The sequence below is a fragment of the Streptomyces sp. NPDC040432 genome (genome assembly GCF_055595445.1).
On record NZ_JBVIVP010000011.1, the window covers coordinates 213516 to 234969 of the forward strand.

The following is a 21454-nucleotide window of genomic DNA, read 5'->3' on the forward strand; positions in this document are numbered from 1 at the left end:
GTGGTGGCGGCTTCCGTCGCGACGACCGTCCGTCCGGTGGCTTCAACCGTGACGACCGTGGTGGCGACCGTGGTGGCTTCCGCCGCGACGACCGTCCGTCCGGTGGCTTCCGCTCCGGTGGCGCCGGCGAGCGCCCCTACGGCCGTCGTGACGACAACCGCCCCTCCGGCTCCGGCTCGACCGGCTCCTTCGGTGGCCGTCGTGACGACAAGCCCCGCTGGAAGCGCAACGGCTGACGCCTGAGCGTCATCTGACACCGACTCGGCCCCCACAGCACTCCGGTGCGGTGGGGGCCGGGCCGTTCTCCGCCCCCCTCACCCCTCTCGCGACCCGTGGCGGAAAACCGCCGGGGCCACACCCGGCGATACCCGATCGGCGACGAGCCCCTCTCCGGCTATGCTCGGGGGTGAGCACGTGGAGGGCCATTAGCTCAATTGGCAGAGCAGTGGACTTTTAATCCATTGGTTGTCGGTTCGAGTCCGACATGGCCTACCGCTCGCAGGACCCGGGAAGCCCTTCCCGCCCTGCCACTTGGCGCCCCACCCGATGACATCGGGTGGGGCGCTTCGTCGTTCGGAGCCCGATTGCAGGTCTCTGACCTGCGATGATGCTCTCCAGGTGGGCGCCCGGGGGGTTAATTGGTGGGGGGCGTCCCCCGAATGACGTAGAGTTGGGTTTACCGACGCGGGGTGGAGCAGCTCGGTAGCTCGCTGGGCTCATAACCCAGAGGTCGCAGGTTCAAATCCTGTCCCCGCTACTCAGTACGAAGGCCCGGTTCCCTTGTGGAACCGGGCCTTCGTCGTTCCCCGTTGGGCCGGGAACCGTGGCGTCACCCGATCGGCGCGGTCCGGTCGCCGTACGGGGGCGGGTACCGCCAGCCTGGAGGGGGCGAGGCGGGACCGGGCGGCAGGAGGCGGCGTTGGCGGGGCTGGGCCGGCAGGACAAGGAGCGCGCGACCGTCCCCGGCGACGGCGCGGTTCCGCGGGTGGCCCGGTTGCTCCCCGTCCTGCTGATCCTCGTCGGGCTGCTGTTCAACGTGCTGACCCCGCCCAGCTTCACCGGCTCGCCCTTCTTCTCCGCCGCCCCGCTGGTCGCGGCGCCCCTGTTCACCTTCCGCACGACCGCCCTGATCGGTGTGGCCGCCTCGCTCGGCGTCCTCGGCCTGCACGTGTACGCCGGCACCGGATGGAAGGTCGAGGCGCTGACCGAGCTGGCGACCGTACTCACGGTGTCCGGGTTGGCCCTGCTGATCAACCGGGTCGTGCGGCGCAGCGTCGAGCGGCTCGCCTCCGCGCGCGGGATCGCCGAGGCGGTCCAACGGGCCGTGCTGCCCACCCCCGCCGAACGGATCGCGGGGCTGCACGTCTCCGCCCGATACGTGGCCGCGCAGGCCGACGCCTTCATCGGCGGGGACCTCTACGCCGTCCAGGACACCCCGTACGGGGTGCGCCTCGCGGTGGGCGACGTCCGGGGCAAGGGCCTGGGGGCGGTGGAGGCCGTCGCCGTGGTGCTGGGCGCCTTTCGCGAGGCGGCGGAGACCGAACCGACCCTGGAGCGGCTCGCACAGCGCCTGGAGCGCGCCCTGAACCGGGAGGGCGTCCGCCGCGACAGCCTCGACGCGGTGGAGGGGTTCACGACGTGCGTGCTCGGGGAGATCCCGCCGGGCGCCGAGCACCTGCGGCTGCTCAACCGGGGCCACCCCGAACCGCTGCTGCTCCACGCCGACGGGGCCCTCGCGGTGCTCGCCCCGGCCGAACCGGCCCTGCCGCTGGGGCTGGGCGGGCTGGCCCTCGTCGGTCCGCCGGACCGGGCCGGGCAATGGGCCTTCCCGGCCGGCAGCACGCTGCTCCTGTTCACGGACGGGCTCACCGAGGCCCGCGACGAGGCGGGGACCTTCTACGACCCGGCGGACCGGCTGCGGGGGCGGGTCTTCCCGGGGGCGGACGAGGTGCTCGTCGCGCTCAGCCGCGACGTGCGCCGGCACACGGGCGGCGGCGCGACCGACGACATGGCCCTGCTGGCGGTGGGCCGGCCCGGCGAGGGCCAGCCGGAGCGGAGACGGACCGTGCCGGTGGTGCCGCGGGAGGAGGCGTGAGGCGGAGGTTCCCGGACGACCCGAGGGTCCTGTCGTGACCGTACGTGGTGGGCGGGGTGCTCTGCGCGAGTTCTCTGACGGGGCGTCATTTGGTCAATGTGGCTGAAGTGATGAGCAAAAGAGGGGCTCTTTGCCCTGTTTGATCATCGATAGTGGCTGATGTCCGGGCCAAAGCCGTGCGGTGCGTGGCCGATTGGCGTTAACGATCAATCGCAACAGCTTGGAATCACTCCCCCATGTCTATTACCTTTCGATAACGCATCGCGGTCGTCCCAGTCGTCGCAAGAGACGGCACCGTGTGCGTTCTCGCCCATGAGGAGTGTGCCCCGGTGGCCTCCAACTCGCCTGCCCCTGACGGCACCGACGTCCAGGAGGCGCCCAGCGCCGGAGCCTGGGGCGAGTGGAACCCCACCGAGGACTCGGTCCGTCCCGTCCGCGGCAAGCACCGCACCCTCAAGCCGCGCGGCGGTCTCGCCCGCAGCTCGACCGTGCTCGGCGTCGGCGTGATCGCGGCGGTCGGCGCGGGCGGCATCGCCACCGCGCAGGACCGGCCCCAGGTCTCCATATCCATGCCCTCGCTGCCCGACCTGATGGGCGGGGACCGCGCGGGCGACGACGCCCCGACGGATGCGCCCGCCGCCAAGGCCACCCGTACCGCGGAGATCCCCCAGCAGGCCGATGCCCAGGGACAGGGCGACGCCGGCGAGGCGCTGCGCAACCGCATCCTCCAGCAGGCCGAGTCGCAGCAGGACGCGACCGACACGCAGGCCCTGGCCGACGCCGAGCGGACGGCCCGCGAGGCCGCCGCCCAGGAGGCGCGGACCCAGAAGGAAACGGCCGACAAGGAGGCCGAGACGGTGCGCGCGGCCGCCGAGAAGGCCGCCGCCGACCAGGCTGCGGCGGAGAAGACGGCGGCCGACGAGGCCGATGCCAAGGCCAAGGCGGAGGCGGCCTCCGCTCCGGCGCCCGCTCCCGTCGCGAAGGCGGGGGGCGCTTTCGTCCTCCCGACCTCCGCCTACACGCTCACCTCGCGCTACGGTGCCGCCGGCTCCATGTGGTCCTCCGGCCACCACACCGGTCTCGACTTCGCCGCCCCGACCGGAACCCCGGTCAAGGCCGTCGGCGCAGGAAAGATCACCTCGGCGGGTTGGTCCGGTGCGTACGGCTACCGGATCGTGCTCCAGCTCAACGACGGTACGGAGATCTGGTACTGCCACCTGTCCTCGATGTCTGTGACCTCCGGCGCGGTGGGTGCGGGCGAGACCATCGGCCGGGTCGGCGCGACCGGCAACGTCACCGGCGCCCACCTCCACCTTGAGGTGCGCAAGGGCGGTTCGACGATGGACCCGATGGCGTGGCTGAACAGCAAGGGCCTCAGCGTCTAGCGGGCGGCCGACTCCTCGCGCGGCCGCGGGCGTTCCCCGCGGGTCGCCAGGTGTCGTCTCGGGGCCGGGACGGCCGCGAGGGTGCCCGTGGGCGGCCGCGCCGTGCCGGGCGGAACCTCCGCCGGCAGGCCCGAGCGGGGCGGCAGCAGTTCCTCCAGTACCGCGGCCCGTGCCAGTGCCGGCGCGGCCGTCGCCCGGCGCCGCCAGAGGGCGTCCAGCAACTCCCGCTCCCGCTCGGCGAAGTCCGGCTCCCAGGCCGACCGGCCCCGGCGGCGGGCGCGGTGGCGCAGCACGGCCAGGGCGGTGGCGTCCGCCGCGTAGCGGGTCACCGCCCGGGCGGACGCGTGGCCTCCGGTGGCCCGGGCCAGGCCCTTCGCCAGTGAGCGGGCCGGCAGCGAAGCCAGGGCCGGTACCTCCGCCGGAGCGAGCCAGCCCGCGCGGGCGTACACCGACAGCTCGGCGGCGACGGCCCGGAGCCGGTGGCGCCGCATCCGCACGGCCAGCCACAGCAGCAGCCCGAACGCCGGGACCATCACGCAGCCGTAGACCACGTAGAAACCGTACTCACCGAAGTGTGAGGAGCCGTTCCACAGGGCGTGCGTCCCCATGGCCAGCGCCAGGCCGAGCAGGGGCAGGCCGATCCGGCGCGCACGGCCGGCGCTGAGCGAGGCCGCCCCGAAGCCGAGGCCCGTCAGGACGGTGAACAGCGGGTGCGCGAACGGCGACAGCACGACCCGTACGAAGAACGTCGCCGCCGTCACGGAGTCCAGTACGCCGGTGCCGTTGGCCACGTCCTCGTAGAAGGCGTTGCCCAGGTAGAGGATGTTCTCGGTGAAGGCGAACCCGGTGGCGGTGAACCCGGCGAGCACGAACCCGTCGGCGGGGCCCGCGAAATGTCGTCTTCGGAAGGCGAACACCAGGAAGAGGGCGGCGGCCTTGGCGGTCTCCTCGACGACCGGAGCGATCGCGACCGAGCCGAGCTGATCGGCGTCGGAGGGGTCGGCCGTGGCGGCCGCGACCCATTGCGTCGCGAAGCTGTTGGCCAGTATGGCGATCAGGGCCGCGGTGCAGGCCCCCCAGCCGAAGCAGAACAGCAACTGCCGCCAGGGGCCCGGCGCGGCCCGGCCGAGCCACCGGAACGCCGCCATGAGCGGCGGGACCGGCAGCAGGGCCAGGCCGAGACCCACGAAGAAGCCGGCCGTGCCGGTCTGCTCCCGCACCAGTTCGAGGATCGCGATCCCGGTGACGGTGAGCAGGGCGACGAGCACGCACGTCCGGGCCCTGCCCGAAGGACGTGCGAGCACACGGGACAGCGCTCGGAACACATGATGACCCTACCGAGCCGGTCGGACACCCGGAGTGACGTTTACCCGTTCGTGGTGGGGAGGTCGGTGTCGGTGGGGAGCGCGGGGTCGGTGGGAACGCCGGGGGAGCGGTGCGCGGCACGACGGAAGAGGAGGTCGTGGACCACGTGGCCCTTGTCCAGGCCCTGCCCCTCGAACCGGGTCAGGGGGCGGAAGTCGGGGCGCGGGGCGTAGCCGCCGTCCGACTGGGTGTTCTCGAAGTCGGGGTGCGCGGTGAGGACTTCGAGCATCTGCTCGGCGTACGGCTCCCAGTCCGTCGCGCAGTGCAGGACCGCGCCGGGGGCCAGGCGGGTGGCGGCCAGATCGAGGAACTCGGGCTGGATCAGCCGGCGCTTGTGGTGACGGGCCTTGGGCCACGGGTCCGGGAAGTACACGCGCAGCCCGGCGAGGGAATCCGCCGGCAGCATCTCGCGGAGCAGGATGATCGCGTCGCCGTTGGCCACGCGGACGTTGCCGAGGCCGCCCCGCTCCGCGAGGGCGAGGAGGTTGCCCTGGCCGGGGGTGTGCACGTCGGCGGCGAGGATGCCGGTGTCGGGGTCGGCGGCGGCCATCTGGGCGGTGGCCTCGCCCATGCCGAAGCCGATCTCCAGGACGACGGGCAGTCCGTCGAAGAGCCGCTTGAGGTCGATGACCTCGTGGCCGTCGATGTCGAGACCCCAGGTGCCCCAGAGGCGCTTCAGGGCTTCGCCCTGTCCGGTGGTCACCCGGCTGCGGCGCGGCTGGAAGCTGCGGATGCGGCGCTCGTGGTGCGAGCCGGCCGGGTCGGGGGCGGGGCCGTCGGGGAAGCGGGGCTCGGTGCGCCACTTGGGGGGCACGTACGAGGACGCCTCCGGCGCGGTGTCCGGGAGGCTGGGCTGGGGATTCGGGGACTCAGACACAATGCCGAGATTCTACGACGCGGGGCGCCGTCAGGCGGTGCGGAGCGCGTGGAGGGCCCGGGTGGCGACCTCGCGGCCGATGGGGAGGGACGCGGTCGCCGCGGGGGAGGGTGCGTTGAGGACGTGCACCGTGCGGGGGGCCTCACGGATCAGGAAGTCGTCGACCAGGGTTCCGTCCCGCAGGACGGCCTGCGCGCGGACGCCGGCCGGGGCGGGCGTCAGGTCCGCCGCGGTGACGGCCGGCAGCAGGCGGCGCACGGCCTCGGTGAACGCCCGCTTCGACAGGGAGCGGCGGATCTCGCCCGCCCCGTACCGCCAGTGCCGCGCGCCCATCCGCCAGGATCCCGGCCAGGCCAGCTCGGAGCCGATGTCGCGGGGGCGGACGGTGGACCAGCCGTAGCCCTCGCGGGCCAGGGCGGGCACCGCGTTCGGCCCGACGTGGACGCCGCCGCCGATGCCCCGGGTGAGGTGGACGCCGAGGAACGGGAACGCCGGGTCGGGTACCGGGTAGACCAGGCCCCGGACCAGGCCCGGGCGGGCCAGGTCGTAGTACTCGCCGCGGAACGGGAGGATCCGCATGCCCGGATCGTCGCCGGCGAGGCGGGCGATCCGGTCGCACTGCAGGCCCGCGCAGTTCACCAGCACCCTCGCCCGGACCACCAGGCCGGACGTCGTGCGGACCGCCACCGCCGAGGGGCGGCGGGACACGAGGTCCACCGCGCCGCCGTAGACGATCTCCGCGCCCGAGGACTCCGCGAGCTGCGCCGCCACCCGCCCGTAGTCGACGATGCCCGTGGTGCCCACGTGGATCGCGGCGAGGCCGCGGACCTCCGGTTCGTACGCGGCGATCTGGGCCGGGCCGAGTTCCCGCACGGGAATGCCGTTCTCCCGGCCGCGCTGGACGAGGGAGTGCAGGCGGGGCAGCTCCCGGCGGTCGGTCGCGACGATCAGCTTGCCGGTGACCTCGTGCGGGATGCCGTGCTCGGCGCAGAACTTGACCATCTCGGCGGCGCCGCGCACCGCGAAGCGCGCCTTCAGCGACCCGGGACGGTAATAGATGCCGCTGTGGATGACCCCGCTGTTGCGGCCCGTCTGGTGTCGGGCGGGCCCGGCCTCCTTCTCCAGGACGACCACGCGCGTCCCCGGGGCCAGCCGGGAGAGGGCATGCGCCGTCGACAGGCCGACGATCCCACCACCGATCACCAGCACGTCGCAGTCCACGCTGACACCTCCCACCCCTGCATACTGCACCCCGCCACCGACAATGCGGCTACGCGGGTGTCACCAGCAGCGGCCGTGCCCGCTCGCGGAGCTCCGCGACGCGCGGTTCGTCCCCGTACGGTTCGAGCCGGTGCAGGAGGTCCCGTACGTACTCGTTCGTCCGGGCCGAGGAGATCCGGCCCGCGACCTCCACCGCGCGGGTGCCGGCCGCGCACGCCGCGTCGAGGTTGCCCGATTCCAGCTCGGCGACCGCGCTGACCACCAGGCGCAGCCCGTGCGAGCGCGCGTACTCCTCGGTGGGGCGGGACAGGGCCTGTTCGGTGAAGCGGCGGACCTGGCGGGGGAGTTTGAGGTCCCGGTAGCATTCCGCCGCATCCGCCGCGAAACGGTCGTACGAGTAGAAACCCAGCCAGGTCGGGTCGCCGTCGCCGTCGCGGGAGCGCTCCAGCCAGCCCTCCGCGGCGCGCAGCGCCGTCCCGGCGGCGGCCGAGTCGCCCGCCTTCGCGTGCGCCCGGGCCTCGACGAGGTGGAAGAAGCTCATGGTGCGGGCGGTGGCGAGACCGCGGTTGCGTTCCACGGCGGCCTGGGCGAGGTCCACACCCTCGTCCGGGAAGTCCCGGTAGGTCGCCTGGAGGGACATCGAGGCCAGGACGTAGCCCCCGAGCGGTACGTCGGCGGCGGCGCGGGCCAGCCGCAGGGCCTGGATGTAGTAGCGCTGCGCCGCCTCCTGTTGACCGGTGTCGAAGGCCATCCAACCGGCCAGCCGGGTCAGTTCGGCGGTCGCGCCGAAGAGCGCGCGCCCCACCTCGTCGGTGTACGACCCGAGCAGCAGCGGCGCCGCGTCCATCCGCAGGCACTCGGGGACCATCGACGAACGCCAGTCCCCGCCGCCGTACTTGGAGTCCCAGCGGCGCGCCTCCTCGGCGGCCTCGCGCAGCTTCGTCACGTCGCTGTGCCCGACCCGCTGCGGGGAGCCCTCCGGCGGCGCGCCCGCGGCCTCGGAGGCCGCCGCGGCGGTTTCGCTCCCGGGCGGCGCGGGCACAACGTCCTGCGCGGGGACGGCGGGGGCGACGGCCGCCGCCCGGGTCGGGGTCGACTGCCGGGCCGCGGTGGCGGGGCGTGCCACCGGGGCGGGAGGGGCGCCGGCCGGCGCCGGCGGCGCACCGGGTTCCCGGACGGGGCCCGGTTCGCGGGCCACCGAACTGTCGGCCGGAGATATCAGCCAGCGCGAGGCGGGCGTCGCGTACGCGGACACCGCGAAGGAGCCGGCGAGGGACTGCCAGATCCCGCCGCCACCGCGCCGCCCGGCGAGGTCCAGCCGGTAGAGGTCGGTCGCGGACCGCACGGCCGCGCCGATGTCGCGGGGGAAGGCCAGCCCGACCTCGGGCGCGGGGTCCGCGTCCGCCAGTCCGATCTCGTGCAGCGGAACCGGCCGGCCCAGCTTCGCCCCGATGGCGGCGGCGATCAGGTGCGGGGCGGCGCCCTGCGGCACCATGCCCTTCGACACCCAACGGGCGACGGAGGTCTTGTCGTAGCGAAGCGTCAGACCGCGCTGGGCGCCGAGGTCGTTGACCCGCCGGGCCAGCCCGGCGTTGCTGATGCCCGCCAGGGCGAGGACGGCGCCGAGCTTCTCGTTGGGCTCGCGGAGCTCCCTGGACATGCGCCACCCCTCGTCACACGCGGAACGCAGACGCCGCCGGGGCATAGGCGCCCGGCATTTCGTAAACCCAGCGTAGTTCCCCGCCTCCCAAGCGTTAAGGCCCCGAGTTCCGTATGGCGGGATTGTTGTCCGTATGCACAGTCGGGCCCGGCTCCGGGCCCGGGGCGCACGTGTCAGTCCGTGCTCCGGCCGTGTGGCCGTGCGCCCGGCCGTGCGCTCTGGCCCGCGCCGGGACCCGGCGATTCGATGTGCGGTGCGTGGGTCGGCCCGCCACGTGGACCAGGTGGGCCGGGGGATGCCGCTACCTCAATCCCCGCGGGTGGCGGAACGGTCCGGGGGGTGGATCCCGCCCCCGGACCGCGGCCGGCGCCGAATCCCGCGGCGACGCGCAGGTACTCAGTACGGCTGAAGAATGGCCGAAACCGACCTATGGGGCGGTGGGAACGGAACGCCAAATACCGCGTGGCCGGGGCGTATTCGTTTACATGTGCGCCCCCCGAAGTCACTCTCGCACGCCCATCACGTGGCAGCATGGACCCGAGCCACCCGGGGCCCAGCCGGCCGCGCCCTCAGCGACGACCGCGTCGTCCGAGCCGTGCACCGCCCCGGTCATGTGCCCACAGGCTGGGGGAGGCGGCGGTGCGCTGGTTGGTCGGCTGGAGCAGTATCGCCGCGAGCTTCGGCACGGCCGGGCGCGTCTCCGGCCAGGGAACACCGGGCGCCCACGGAACCACGCCCGGCGCGTACGGGCCCTCGGGCGGGCGCGACTCCGCCGACGGCCACGGCCCGTACGGGGACCGGCCGCGCGGCGGCATCGCGGACGCCGCCCACCCCGACGACCCCGCCGCCCAGGACGCCGAACGCACCGTCCACCCCGTCGGCGCCCAACTCCTCTGGGGAGACCCCGACCCGCTGTGGGCCGTCGGCGACTGGCGCCCCGACGAGATCCGCACCGTCACCGCCGACCCCGCGGACCCCTTCACCCGACTCGCCGTCCTCGGCTGCTGCGGCGCCACCGACGCCGAGCTCAGACGCGCCCTCTACGCCGCCCGCGGCGGCGCCCTGCGCCACCTCACCCAGTGGTCCGGGAGCTACACCGCCGTCGTCCAGGCGGGCCGCCGCATCACCGTCCTGGGCGACCTCGCCGGCGCCCGGCCCGTGTTCTACACGCCCTGGGCCGGCGGAACCGCGTACGCCACCGCCGCCCTTCCGCTCGCCGACCTCATCGAGGCCCAGCTCGACGTCGGCCACCTCGCCGCCCTCCTGGCCTGCCCGGACAGCCCGGAGGCACTGGGCGACGGCACACCGTACGCGGGCGTCCGGCGCATCCCGCCCGGCCACACCCTGATCCTCCGCGAGGGCTCCCGGGAGATCACCGGCTACGAACCGGTGGCCTCCCTCGCCGTCGCCACGCCCGAGGCCGACGCCGAGCGCGCGGTGGAGGGCGTACGGGAAGCTTTGGTCGACGCGGTGCGCGCCCGGCTCACGGCCCCCCGGCATGCTCCCGAAACAGTTGTTCCCGACCCGGGCCCGGTGCCCGGAATGGGCCCCGCCGACCGACGGGCCGCCCGCGGCGCCCCCGCACCCGGCGTCGGCTCCGACCTCTCCGGCGGGAGCGCCTCCGCCACCCTCGCCCTCCTCGCCGCAGGCCTGCCCGGCGCCCCCGGCACCATCCCCGGCTCGGGCTCGCGGCTCCTCGCCGTCACCTTCAACGACCTCGCCACCCCGCAGGGCCGCGAGGCCGAACTGGAACGCGCCCACGCCATCGCCGCCAACCCCCGGCTGCACCACGTCGTCGTCGCCGCCGCCGAAGAGGCCCTCCCCTACGCGGAACTGGACGGACCGCTCACCGACGAACCCGGTCCCACCCTCGTCGTCGCCGCCCGCGAACGCCGCCGCCTGGCCGCCGGGTCCGCCGACCACTTCGTCGGCCACGGCGCCCGCCAGGTCCTCGACGCACACCCCGCCCGCATGGCCGACCTCCTCATGGACCGCCGACGCCGTCACCTGCTGCGCCCCGTCGCCGCGCTCGCCCGCTCCGCGTCGGCCTCCGGCGAGTCCCTCCTCGTCCCGCTCACCGTGTACTCGGCGGCCCGCCGCCTCGCCCGTACGCCGTACCGCGCGGGCATCGAGGCCGCCGCGGCCCGACTGCGCGAGGGTGCCGTCGGGGGCAGCGTGGCCAGCGCCGTCGACGCCTCCCTCGCCGCCCTCACCTGGTCCCGCCCCGGACCCGCCGCGGCCTGGCTGACCGGCGAGGCACTCGCGGAAGTATCGATCCGTCTCGGCGCCGCCGCCGGACGCCCCCCGCTCTCCCTGCGCCCCGGCGAGGCCCGCGCCCGCGCCGTGTTGACCCGTCACGCCGCCGACCACCGGGTCTTCGAACAGGCCGTGGAGGTGCGCAGCCAACGCCTGCACGCCCCGTTCCTCGACAACCAGGTCGTACGGGCCGCGCGTGCCCTGCCGGAATCACTGAGGGTGCAGCCCGGGGCCCGGGCCGCGATCCTGCGCAGCGTCCTGGCCTCCGCCGGCGTGCGCGAACTCCCGCCCGGCTGGGGCGCCACCACCCACACCCCGAACGAGACCGCGACCCGCCTCGGGCTGCGCGCAGCCCTCCAGGAACTCCTCGCGCTGTTCGCCGCCCCGCTGCTCGCCGACGCCGGCCTGATCGAAGCCAGGGTCGTGCGGCAGGCCCTGCTCGACGCCGCCGACGGCCGGCCCGTCCCCCTCGACGGACTCGCGGAACTCGTCTCGATGGAACTGTGGCTCCGCCGCCTCCTCGCCCGCCGCGGCACCTGCTGGACCGGCACCTCCACCCCCCGCCGACGCGCCGTCCCCGTCCTCGACACCGCCCTCGGCCGCCTCACCCCCGGCGTCCCCCTCCGCCTGCGACCCGCGGCCCCCGACCACCTCCGTCGGCCGGCGGACCGCTGAGGGCGGAACTGGCGGAACTGGCGGAACTGGGGGACGCCCCCGCCGAGCTCAACGGCAGCTGATCACCGCGTCCGCCCAGCCGGCCAGCGTCGGCAACCTCCCCGGCCCGACCTGTTCCACCACCAGCCGCAACGTCCCGCGCCCGACCAGCGACACGTTCACCGCCGCCGGGGCGTCCGCGTACCCGAGCGCGCCCGACCGCCACAGCCGCTGCCCGTCCCCGTAGACGGAGAACCGCACCGTGCCGTCGGTCAGCAACGACAGCCCGTCCACCCCGGCCCGGGCCGAAAAGCCGGTGCACTGCCGGTTCAGGGTGATTTCCACCGAGGAACGGGAGTTGACGGTGATCCCCTGCCCGAACCGCTGCCCGCCGATCACCTGCCCCCACCGCTGCCACACCCAGCTGCTGCGCCAGGTCTCCAGCTCCGGACCGCGGTGCGTCCCGTACGCGGAGTGCCCCAACAGGGCCAGCGGGAAGCCCCGCGGGGGCTGCGGCGCGGGCGGGGCGGGCGTCGGTGTCGGCGAGGCCTTCGTCGGCGTGGGCGCCGGCTCAGGCCGGGCGGTCGCCGGGGCCGACTTCGGAGCCGACGGCCGGGCCGGAGCCGGCGCGGAGGCCGCCGGGGCGGGAGGCGCGCTCGTCGGTCGCGGAGGTACGGAGGCCCGCGCGGCCGGCGCCGGAGCCCCCGCCGGAGGCGACCCGGGTGGTGTCGGGGACGGGCTCGGCCGCGGAACCACCGGCCTCACCGGCGCCGCCACGCCGGGTGTCGGCTTCGCCCGGGCCTGCTGTTCGGGTTCGTCCCCGACCAGGGCGAACACCACCCCGGCGGCCGCCGCGACCGCGATACCGGCGGCGATGGCGGCCTTGGCCGGCAGCCCGAGCCCCTCGGAAACCACCGCACCCCCGGCACCGGCCCCACCCGCACCCCCGGCCCCACCCGCAGCGCCGGCACCCGCACCCGCTCCGGCGGTTCCGGCCCCGGCCGCTCCGGCGCCCGCGGACGAACCGCCCGCCGCGGCGGCCGCTCCGGCCCCGCCCGCGGCCACGGCCCCACCGGCCACCACTCCGGCCGCCTTGGCGGCGTACCCGGCGGCGAACCATCCGATGACCGCGACCGGCAGCAGCGCGGGGATGCCCGCGTTGACGTCCTTCAGCTCCCCGGCGGCGAGCCGGCACTTGGCGCACTCCTCCAAGTGCTTGCGCAGTCCGCGCTCCGCGCGCATCCGCAGCCCGCCCCGGGCGTACGCGCCCAGCCGGTCCGCGTACCGGGCACAGTCCCCGCCCGAGCTGAGCGCGGAACTGACATGGGCCTGCAGATAGGCCTGCTTGAGGCCTTCCCGGGCCCTACTGGCGAGCACCGCGGTCGCGTTGGGGCTGAGCCCGAACAGCGGGGCGATCGCACTCGGCGAGGCCTCCTCGACGGTGGTGTGCCACAGCACGGCCTGCCACCGTTCGGGCAGGCTCCGGAAGGCCTGCATGGCCAGCGACTGCTCGGCCTGGTGCATCGCCCGTACGTCCGCGCCCAGTTCCAGGGTGTCGGCCCCGCCCAGCCCGGACGCGGCCTCGGCTCCCGTCGACTGCTCGGCGAACAGGGCGAAGTCCTCGACGAGGTGTTCCCGCTTGGTGGTCTTCGCCCACGCCGCGGCGACCCTCCGCACGGTGGTGAGCAGGTAGGCCCGCACCGACTGGTCCGGCCCCGCCCCGCCCCGCACCGCCTGGAGGGTCCGCGCGAACACCTCGGCGGTCAGGTCGTCGGCGGTGTGCGCATCGCGGCAACAGGTGCGCGCGTAGCGGCGGACGGAGTCGGCGTGCCGACGGAAGAGTTCCTCGTACGCGCCGTCGTCCCCACCGCGCATCCGGGCGACCAGCTCGGCGTCGGACGGGGGCAGGTCGGCCAGGCCCGTGACCGGTGCGGCGTGCCGGCCGCGCGGTTCGCGCTGGGCCGGTACCTGACGGGCGGGCAGGCTCCCCGACTCGACCTCGCCTCCGGCACCACCGCGAGACTCGTCCCGCCCGTCAACGCCCATCGCGGAAGCCCCCGCACGCCACACTCAACCGGTACACCGATCCAGCGTGGCACACGGCGCAGGCGCCCCGACCCCCTCCGAGCACCATCCACTCATCCGGGCAAGATCCGACGATCCACGGCGCCGATCCTCACCCGTTCGAGCGACCGATCGTTCGAGTAACCCCCTTGACGCACAACCCCGTTCGGTCCGTCACCCACATCGAAACCCCCACCCCTCAAGGCCAGCCCCGCCCCGGCAGCGACGTGGCACCCACCGGGCAAGCCCCGCGCGGGACGAGACCCACACACCGCAGCTGCATCCACCGATCCCACCGCACACCGAAACGGCGACCACCGTGCCCCGCCACGCACCGGGATGGGCCACGCACCGGGCGCGGCATCCACCGGCGTGGCATCCACGGGCGCGGCTCTCGCCGGCCCGCCACGCACCGGGCGTGGCATCCACCAGCGCGGCTCTCGCCGACACGGCACGCACCAGCGAGGTATCCGCAGGCGAGGTACTTCACGGACGCTGCATCCGCCGGCGAGTCACCCGCCAGGTCCTCAACCCGCCAAGCGAGGCGCACCAGTCCGGCATCTCGCCGGACCCGGCACCCACCGGGCGCAGCTCAGCGATCCGGCATCTCTCCGGGTCCGGCACGGCCAAGCCCGGTAGGAAGCGGCGAAGCCCCCGTCGACGCGGCACGAATCGGCGAGCCCCACCGAAGCGACACCCGTCGACGGGCCACCCACGATCAGCCGCCACAGGTCCGGATCACAGGCCCGGATCACAGGCCCGAACTACCGGCCCGGTCCGAAACCCGGCCCACCGGCACGGATCACAGGTTCCGAGGCCACCGGGTCCCAAACCCACCCACCGGCCCGGTGAAGCGCCCGGGGCCGAAGCCCCCGACGCCTCACCCAGGGCGCCACCGGAACCACACCCGGAGCGAAACGGCTCACCGTCCGGGAGCACCGGCCCCCGGCGAGGAGCGAGGCCGCCCCCGACGAAGGGCACCCGCCCCCCGGTGAACGCCCGCCTCAGACGGTCCGGGAACGCAGCCCTTCGAGCAGGATGTCCAGCAGTCGGGCCGAAGCCGCTGCCTGATGGGCCGGGTCCGGCAGCGCGGGCGCCGCGGTCGCGATGACCAGCAGCACATCGGCCACCGTGACATCGGCACGCAGCTCACCGGCCTCCCGGGCACGGTCCACCAGGCGACCGACGACCTCCAGCAGCGCACCCGCGCCGGAGTCGTCCGCCAGGTCGTCCTCGACGGAGTGCCGCGCGCCCACGACCCGGAGGTCGGGCGCCCCGCCCGCGACGGCCTGACGCTGGTGCGGAACCCGCGCCGGGGCGGCCGGCGCCTCGTCGGCCCCGTCCTCCCCGTCCGCGTTGACCCGCAGGATCTGCGGCGGCAGCAGTCGGCCCGCGCCGGAGGCCACGGAGGTCCGCAGGAAGCGCGACAGCGCCTGCCACGGCTCCTCCTCCTGGCCCAGCGCGGTCTGGGCCTGCTCCGTGAGCCGGGCGGTCTCCTCCTCCGCTATACGGCGGACCAGGACGTCCTTGCTCGGGAACCGCCGGTAGACGGTGCCGACGCCGACGCGGGCGCGGCGCGCCACGTCCTCCATCGGAGCGCCGTAGCCCAGCTCGCCGAATACCTCGCGAGCCGCGCGCAGTACGTGTTCGAGGTTGCGCTGAGCGTCCACGCGCAGCGGCGTCGAACGGCCCACCCCGTGGGTCGTCGTGCCCGCCATCACGCGGCCGCCGCTCTCGGCAGACAGAGCGGTGGCAGAACCATGGAAATCGGAAATGTGCATATGTATCCCCCGGTAATCATTTGTCTCCCCCCGGAGACATTCCCCGCCTTCACGTCGAGGGGGGCCACGGTCATGAGGGCCCCGGTCCTACTCCTCGACGAGATACGAACATAGTTGAGCCAGAGTCAATTCAGAAGGGGCAGCCCCGGACCGGCCGCCGCCCGATCGGAGCACTGACCCCCACTTTTCCCCAGGAAGCCTCCGGAATCTCACCTTCCGCACCTCCTGACCTGCGGACCTTCACTCCCTCCAGGCACCTGCGGCAGGCCCGTCCCGCCACCCCCACCGGTCACACAATTTGACGGGCCTGTGGACAAACTCCCAGCCACGTTGCGTCATGGGATGGTGAAGGCTGCTAACTCCCGGGGCGACGCCCCCGGTACCCCGCCCCGCACGCGGATCCTCATCGTCGGCGGCGGCTACGTCGGCATGTACACGGCCCTGGGCCTCCAGCGGAAGCTGAGATCCGGCGAGGCCGAGGTCACGGTGGTCACGCCCGAGCCCTACATGACCTACCAGCCCTTCCTCCCGGAGGCCGCCGCCGGCTCGATCTCGCCCCGCCACGTCGTCGTACCGCTCCGCCGCGTCCTCGACCGCTGCCGCATCGTCATCGGCGAGGCCAAGAGCATCGACCACGCCAAGCGCACCGCGACCGTCACCACCCTCGCCACCGCCGAGGAGGGCACCGGCGCGATCGAGATCGAGTACGACGAGATCGTCCTCGCCCCCGGCTCCGTCTCCCGAACCCTCCCCATCCCGGGCCTCGCCGACTACGCCATCGGGTTCAAGACCGTGGAGGAGGCCATCGGCCTGCGCAACCACGTCATCGAGCAGATGGACATCGCCTCCTCCACCCGCGATCCGGCGATCCGCGACGCCGCCTTGACCTTCGTCTTCGTCGGCGGCGGATACGCGGGCGTCGAAGCCCTCGGCGAACTGGAGGACATGGCCCGCTACGCCGCCCGCTACTACCACAACGTCAAGCCCGAGGACATGAAGTGGGTGCTGGTCGAGGCCAGCGACCGGATCCTCCCCGAGGTGGGCCCGGAAATGGGCACCTACACCGTCCGCGAACTCCGTCGCCGCAACATCGACGTCCGGCTGGAGACCCGCCTGGACTCCTGCGAGGACCGCGTCGCCGTCCTCAGCGACGGCTCCCGCTTCCCGACCCGCACCGTCGTCTGGACCGCCGGCGTGAAACCGCACCCCGTCCTCGCCGCCTCGGACCTCCCCAGAAACGAACACGGCCGCCTCACCTGCACGTCCTTCCTCACCGTCAAGGGCGTCGACCACGCCTGGGCGGCCGGCGACGCCGCCGCCGTCCCCGACATCACCGCGGCCGAACCGGGCCACACCTGCGCCCCCAACGCCCAGCACGCCGTACGCCAGGCCAAGCAGCTCGCGGACAACCTCGTCGCCGCCCTGCGCGACGAGGTCCTCACCGAGTACGCCCACAGGTACGTCGGCTCCGTCGCCTCCCTGGGCCTCCACAAGGGGGTCGCCCACATCTACGGACGCAAGATCAAGGGGTACCCGGCCTGGTTCATGCACCGCGCCTACCACCTCAGCCGCGTCCCCACCTTCAACCGCAAGATGCGCGTCCTTGCGGAATGGACCCTCTCAGGTCTGTTCAAGCGGGAGATCGTCTCCCTAGGCTCACTCGAACATCCCAGGGCAGAATTCGAACTCGCCGCCGGCGGAGGCCCGGCACACCACAAGCCCCGCCCCGCCCCCGAACCCCCGCAGGACAACCAGGGCTGACGTTGTCAGTGCGGTCCGCCACACTGGACGTGTGACCATAGGTGCGCTAACACCTGCACAGAGTGACCGTGCGGGTGTACGCGCACCCAGTGACATGCCCAGAGACCGACCACGAGCGACACAGCGACCACTTGCGACACCACGAGGCCTGAACGCAGTGAACTTCACGCGCTGGAGCGCCCGGTTTCCCGGAACGCAGCGCCGCGCCGCCGCCCGGAACGAACACGCCGCCGCCCAGGCCAAAAGGGGTGAGGGCTCCGTCCCGGCGGCCCGCGGCGCCGCCGCCCACCCCACCGCCCCACCGGAGGGCAGCCCCGCCGACGCCACCGTCTCCGGGACCGGGACGGCAGCACTGGCCGCCGTCCCCGCCCTCGACGAGCTCTCCGTACGCGAGGTCCTCGGCCTGCTCCCGGCCCTCGTCGCGCTCGTCCACGGACCGGAGCACCGCGTCGCCTACGTCAACGACGCCTACACCGCCGGCTTCGGCCCGCGCAGTCCCGGCGCCCCCGCCCACGAGGCCCTCCCCGAACTCGGAGAGCTCGGCCTCCTGGAACTCCTCGACCAGGTCCGGCGCAGCGGCAAGCCCCGTACGGCCAAGAACCGCACCGCACCCGGCGGCGGCAGCTCCTACACCGTGACCTGCACCCCGGTCGACCTCCCCAAGACCGACGCCGACGGCCCCGAGGACCCCCACCACACCGGGATCCTCGTCCACCTCGCCGACGTCACCGACCACGCCGAGGCCGTCGAACGGCTCCGTGCCAGCGAGCGCCGGCAACGCGAGGCCGCCGTCACCCTCCAACGCTCCCTCCTCCCCCAGGAACTGGAACAGCCCGACGACCTCCGCGTCGCCGCGACCTACCAGCCCGGCGGCACCGAGGCGGCCGTCGGCGGCGACTGGTACGACGTCATCACCCTCGGCGCCGGCCGCACCGCCCTCGTCATCGGGGACGTCATGGGCCGCGGCGTCCGCGCCGCCGCCGTCATGGGCCAGCTCCGCACCGCCGTCCGCGCCTACGCCCGCCTCGACCTGCCCCCGCACGAGGTGCTCCAACTCCTCGACGGCCTCGCCGCCGAGATCGACGCCAGCCAGATCGCCACCTGCGTCTACGCCGTCCACGACCCCAATGAGGGCCTCCTGGCGTACGCCTCCGCCGGCCACCTCCCGATCCTCGTCCGCGACGAGGACGGCACCGTCCGCCGCGCAGCCGACCCCACCGGCCCGCCGCTCGGCACCGGAGGCTGGCTGCACACCTCGGGCACCATCGCCCTCGGCCCCGGCTCCACCGCCGTCCTCTACACCGACGGCCTGGTGGAACGCCGCGGCGAGGACATCGACGAGGGCGTGGCCACCCTCGAACGCGCCCTCTCCGGAGCGCAGGGGACCCCCGCCGTTGTCTGTGACCGGCTCATGCGCGCCCTCGGCGTCGACGCCGACCACGACGACGACGTCGCCGTCATGGTCCTCCAGCAGCCCGCCCGCACCGGAGCCGACGCCGAGCTCTTCCACAACGCCGCCCTCGAACTCCTCGGCGGCATCGAGGCGGCCCCGCGCGCCCGCGCCTTCGCCCAGGGCGTCCTCGCCTCCTGGCGGTTTCCCGTCGAACTGTGCGACCTCGGGGTCCTGGCCGCCAGCGAACTCGTCGCGAATTCCCTCCAGCACGGCACCCCGCCCATGCGGCTGCGCCTGCGCCGCACCGACCGCCGCCTGATCGTGGAGGTCACCGACGGCGACGATCACCTTCCGCGCCGCCGCCGGGCCGAACCCGCCGACGAGACCGGCCGTGGCATCTCCATCGTCGCGACCATCGCCTCGTCCTGGGGCTCCCGCCGCACCCCGGGCGGCGGCAAGGCCGTCTGGTGCGAGTTCGCCCTGCCGGACAAGTAGCGGCACACGCGTGAGGCCCCGGTCCACCGGACCGGGGCCTCACGCGTACTTACGACGTCCGCGTACGACTACACGTGCGCGGGCTGCGAAGCGACGGCCGCCGTACCGACAGCGGGACCGCCCTGTGCCACGACCCTGCTCAGCGAAGGGTTGTCCTGCACGGGGCTCAGCTGCTTGCCGAGCCGCAGCGCCAGCCCGGCAATGCCCAACGAGACGACCACGAACAGCCCGATGTAGAGCATCGGGATGCCCGCTCCGAGCGGCACACCGAGCGGCCCGAGCGCCAACGCCATCTGCTTCACCAGGGCGAAGGCCGAGTTGTACTGCCCGACCGAGCCCTCCGGAGCAAGATCGGCCACCAGCGGCGCCAGCGTCGGCGACAGCATGGCCTCGCCGATGCCGAAGAGCGCGTACGTCGTGATGAACGCGGCCGCGGCCATCATGGCGCTGCCGTGCCCCAGACCCGAGAACCCGGCGATGATCCACGCCACGGTCCAGATCAGCCCGACGAGCGCGATCACCCGCGACCGACGCCGCTTCTCCACGAGCCGCAGCACCACGAACTGGGCGATCACGATGGCACCCGTGTTGGCGGCCAGCGCGAACCCGAGCGTGGAGGGCGATATCCCGGCGGCCTCGGTACCGAAGGCGGCCAGACCCGACTCGAACTGTCCGTAGCAGGCGAAGAAGAGCACGAAGCCCAGCACGCACAGCTGCACCATCGCCTTGTGGCGGAGCAGCCGCTTCCAGCCGCTGCCGCCGGCCGGACCCGAGTCCTTCTGCGGCATGGCGTCCTTGAGACCCGCGACCTGCGGCATCCGCACGGTGGCGATGACCGCCGCCAGCACCAGGAACATCACGGCCTCGATGCCGAACAGCAGGGTGAAGCTGCCGGGCCGGCTCTCGTCGACGATCTGACCGCCGACGAGCCCGCCGATGCCCAGACCCAGGTTCTGCAGGAAGAACTGCAGGGCGAAGGAGCGCGTCCGCGTCGACGGGGTCGAGCACCACACGATCATCGTGGCGAGCGCGGGCTGCATGACGGCCTGGCCCGCACCCAGCGCCAGCGCCGACAGCAGGATCGGCACGACCCCGGTCGACAGCCCGAGCGCCAGCGCGCCCACCGACGCGGCCACGGCCGCACCCATGACCACGGGCACCGGACCCCGCCGGTCGATGACCCGCCCGGTGAAGGGCAGTGCGACGAGAGCACCCAGCGCGAACGCCACGAACGCACTCGTGGCAGCCATGGAGCCCAGCCCTCGCACCTGCGCCACGTAGATGTAGAGGAACGGAACCGTGAAGCCGATGCCGAACGCGGTCAACGCGTTGCCGGCCTGGATCCGCCGCATCGCAGCGCCCATCACCTTGGTCACTTTCACCACCTTGATAACTGAAGCCTGAAGACTTCATTCCTAAAGTTCGATCCTTAACTCTACACATCGAAGGAGTTAGATGCCAATGGGTCCCGTGCCATACTTCGACGCATGGGTGACACCCCCGACGGCACTACGCCCGTCCACGAGCCGAGCCTCGATGAGCAGATCGCGGTCTACCAGCGCGAGTTCCAGGACCTCGACCCCCAGGTCGAGAAGGTGGTGTCGGCACTGAGCCGACTGAACCGCCGGATGAACGTCGCGTACGGACGTCAGACCGCCGCTCTGGGCATCAGCAACGCCGAGTGGGAGGTCCTCAAGGCCCTCGTCATCTCGGGAGCCCCCTACCGAATGGGCCCGAGCGAGCTCGCGAAGCAGCTGGGCCTCACGCCGGCGGCCATGACGCATCGGATCGACCGCATGACCGCGGAAGGCCTGGTGACCCGCGAACGCGACGAGTCCAACCGGGTCCGCGTCATCGTGGAGCTCACGGACGAGGGCCGCAGCAAGTGGCTGGACGCGATGCGCGCGGCCACGGTCTTCGAGGAGGACCTCCTCCAGGACCTGTCCACGGCCGAGCGCGGCATCCTGGGCGACGTCCTCACGCGACTGCTGGACCGGGTGGAGGACCTCCAGTCGAGGGGCTGACCTCCAGGGTTGACACCGACCCCGCCGGTCCGTAAGGTTCTTCGAGTTGTCCCAGAGCCGAAAGGTTCCGGTGTCAACAAATCCCGCCGCCTCGTTGCGGCACCCAACTCAGCACGAACTCCCACTGGGAACGAATTCGGCATGTCCGAATTCCTTTCCGAAGGCCCGATTATCGGTTGCCGGGGAAATCAGCTAGAGTTCGGGAGTCGGAAGGGCCCAACAGCCCGGAAGACAAACCCCGCTGACTGGGAGTCAGGCCCGAGAGAGTCTGATAGAGTCGGAAACGCAAGAACAGAGCAGGACAACAGAACGAAAGCCCGGAGGAAAGCCCGCGAGGGTGAGTACAAAGGAAGCGTCCGTTCCTTGAGAACTCAACAGCGTGCCAAAAATCAACGCCAAAAGTTGATACCCCGTCCACTTCGG

Annotated in this window: 13 protein-coding genes, 2 tRNA genes and 1 pseudogene; 9 read left to right on the forward strand and 7 right to left on the reverse strand. The window is 73.4% G+C overall.

The window, feature by feature from the left end:
* The 5 genes and pseudogenes from ACZ58N_RS23415 to ACZ58N_RS23435 all read left to right on the forward strand — a co-directional run.
* Nucleotides 1-236: pseudogene (locus ACZ58N_RS23415) on the forward strand (DEAD/DEAH box helicase); the annotation flags it as partial.
* 183 nt (nucleotides 237-419) lie between these two features.
* Nucleotides 420-492 (forward strand) — tRNA-Lys (locus tag ACZ58N_RS23420).
* Between the two features lie 191 nt (nucleotides 493-683).
* Nucleotides 684-757, forward strand: a tRNA-Met gene (locus tag ACZ58N_RS23425).
* Nucleotides 758-928: 171 nt separating this feature from the next.
* A complete protein-coding gene (locus tag ACZ58N_RS23430) occupies nucleotides 929-2095 on the forward strand; it encodes a PP2C family protein-serine/threonine phosphatase (protein WP_471163119.1) in 1167 nt (388 codons plus the stop codon).
* A gap of 329 nt (nucleotides 2096-2424) precedes the next feature.
* Nucleotides 2425-3480 carry a M23 family metallopeptidase gene (locus tag ACZ58N_RS23435; protein WP_471163060.1) on the forward strand — a complete coding sequence of 352 codons (1056 nt, stop codon included), beginning with the start codon at nucleotides 2425-2427 and terminating at the stop codon, nucleotides 3478-3480.
* On the opposite strand, the gene ACZ58N_RS23440 is transcribed toward ACZ58N_RS23435, so the two are convergent.
* The 4 genes from ACZ58N_RS23440 to ACZ58N_RS23455 are packed head-to-tail and all read right to left on the reverse strand — an operon-like array spanning nucleotide 3477 to nucleotide 8603.
* Entirely contained in the window at nucleotides 3477-4805 is a 1329-nt protein-coding gene (locus ACZ58N_RS23440) for a PrsW family intramembrane metalloprotease (RefSeq protein ID WP_471163062.1), read from the reverse strand. The genes ACZ58N_RS23435 and ACZ58N_RS23440 overlap by 4 nt on opposite strands.
* 41 nt (nucleotides 4806-4846) lie before the next feature.
* The gene (trmB, locus tag ACZ58N_RS23445; protein WP_471163064.1) at nucleotides 4847-5722 is read right to left on the reverse strand and encodes a tRNA (guanosine(46)-N7)-methyltransferase TrmB; all 876 of its coding nucleotides are present in this window, start codon (nucleotides 5720-5722) and stop codon (nucleotides 4847-4849) included.
* A gap of 30 nt (nucleotides 5723-5752) precedes the next feature.
* A complete protein-coding gene (gene lhgO, locus ACZ58N_RS23450) occupies nucleotides 5753-6973 on the reverse strand; it encodes an L-2-hydroxyglutarate oxidase (RefSeq protein WP_471163067.1) in 1221 nt (406 codons plus the stop codon).
* A 19-nt stretch (nucleotides 6974-6992) separates the two neighbouring features.
* Nucleotides 6993-8603: a sporulation protein gene (locus tag ACZ58N_RS23455; protein ID WP_471163069.1), complete on the reverse strand. Its 1611-nt coding sequence runs from the start codon at nucleotides 8601-8603 to the stop codon at nucleotides 6993-6995.
* 639 nt (nucleotides 8604-9242) lie between these two features.
* On the opposite strand from ACZ58N_RS23455, the gene ACZ58N_RS23460 reads away from it, so the two are divergent.
* A complete protein-coding gene (locus ACZ58N_RS23460) occupies nucleotides 9243-11534 on the forward strand; it encodes an asparagine synthase-related protein (protein ID WP_471163072.1) in 2292 nt (763 codons plus the stop codon).
* A gap of 48 nt (nucleotides 11535-11582) precedes the next feature.
* Here the strand turns inward: ACZ58N_RS23460 and ACZ58N_RS23465 are convergent, their stop codons facing one another.
* Nucleotides 11583-13559 carry a sigma-70 family RNA polymerase sigma factor gene (locus ACZ58N_RS23465; protein WP_471163074.1) on the reverse strand — a complete coding sequence of 659 codons (1977 nt, stop codon included), beginning with the start codon at nucleotides 13557-13559 and terminating at the stop codon, nucleotides 11583-11585.
* 1022 nt (nucleotides 13560-14581) lie between these two features.
* Nucleotides 14582-15358 carry a TetR/AcrR family transcriptional regulator gene (locus ACZ58N_RS23470; protein ID WP_471163077.1) on the reverse strand — a complete coding sequence of 259 codons (777 nt, stop codon included), beginning with the start codon at nucleotides 15356-15358 and terminating at the stop codon, nucleotides 14582-14584.
* A gap of 342 nt (nucleotides 15359-15700) precedes the next feature.
* Between ACZ58N_RS23470 and ACZ58N_RS23475 the strand changes: the two genes are divergently transcribed.
* Both ACZ58N_RS23475 and ACZ58N_RS23480 read left to right on the forward strand, forming a co-directional pair.
* Nucleotides 15701-17119, forward strand: coding sequence for an NAD(P)/FAD-dependent oxidoreductase (locus tag ACZ58N_RS23475; RefSeq protein ID WP_471163079.1), 1419 nt, complete (start codon nucleotides 15701-15703; stop codon nucleotides 17117-17119).
* A 157-nt stretch (nucleotides 17120-17276) separates the two neighbouring features.
* Entirely contained in the window at nucleotides 17277-19007 is a 1731-nt protein-coding gene (locus ACZ58N_RS23480; protein ID WP_471163082.1) for an ATP-binding SpoIIE family protein phosphatase, read from the forward strand.
* Nucleotides 19008-19075: 68 nt separating this feature from the next.
* Here the strand turns inward: ACZ58N_RS23480 and ACZ58N_RS23485 are convergent, their stop codons facing one another.
* Nucleotides 19076-20371 (reverse strand): MFS transporter, encoded by a 1296-nt coding sequence (locus ACZ58N_RS23485; protein WP_471163122.1) that lies wholly within the window; start codon nucleotides 20369-20371, stop codon nucleotides 19076-19078.
* A gap of 123 nt (nucleotides 20372-20494) precedes the next feature.
* Here ACZ58N_RS23485 and ACZ58N_RS23490 point away from each other — a divergent pair, with 123 nt between their 5' ends.
* Nucleotides 20495-21031 (forward strand): MarR family winged helix-turn-helix transcriptional regulator, encoded by a 537-nt coding sequence (locus ACZ58N_RS23490; protein WP_281210936.1) that lies wholly within the window; start codon nucleotides 20495-20497, stop codon nucleotides 21029-21031.
* Nucleotides 21032-21454 lie beyond the last annotated feature (423 nt).

Bases quoted from the DNA above. Each gene is read 5' to 3' on its own strand.
- ACZ58N_RS23455 (WP_471163069.1), bottom strand. From the start codon at position 8,603: ATGTCCAGGGAGCTCCGCGAGCCCAACGAGAAGCTCGGCGCCGTCCTC.
- ACZ58N_RS23465 (WP_471163074.1), bottom strand. From the start codon at position 13,559: ATGGGCGTTGACGGGCGGGACGAGTCTCGCGGTGGTGCCGGAGGCGAG.
- ACZ58N_RS23470 (WP_471163077.1), bottom strand. From the start codon at position 15,358: ATGCACATTTCCGATTTCCATGGTTCTGCCACCGCTCTGTCTGCCGAG.
- ACZ58N_RS23475 (WP_471163079.1), top strand. From the start codon at position 15,701: ATGGTGAAGGCTGCTAACTCCCGGGGCGACGCCCCCGGTACCCCGCCC.
- ACZ58N_RS23485 (WP_471163122.1), bottom strand. From the start codon at position 20,371: ATGGGCGCTGCGATGCGGCGGATCCAGGCCGGCAACGCGTTGACCGCG.
- ACZ58N_RS23490 (WP_281210936.1), top strand. From the start codon at position 20,495: ATGGGTGACACCCCCGACGGCACTACGCCCGTCCACGAGCCGAGCCTC.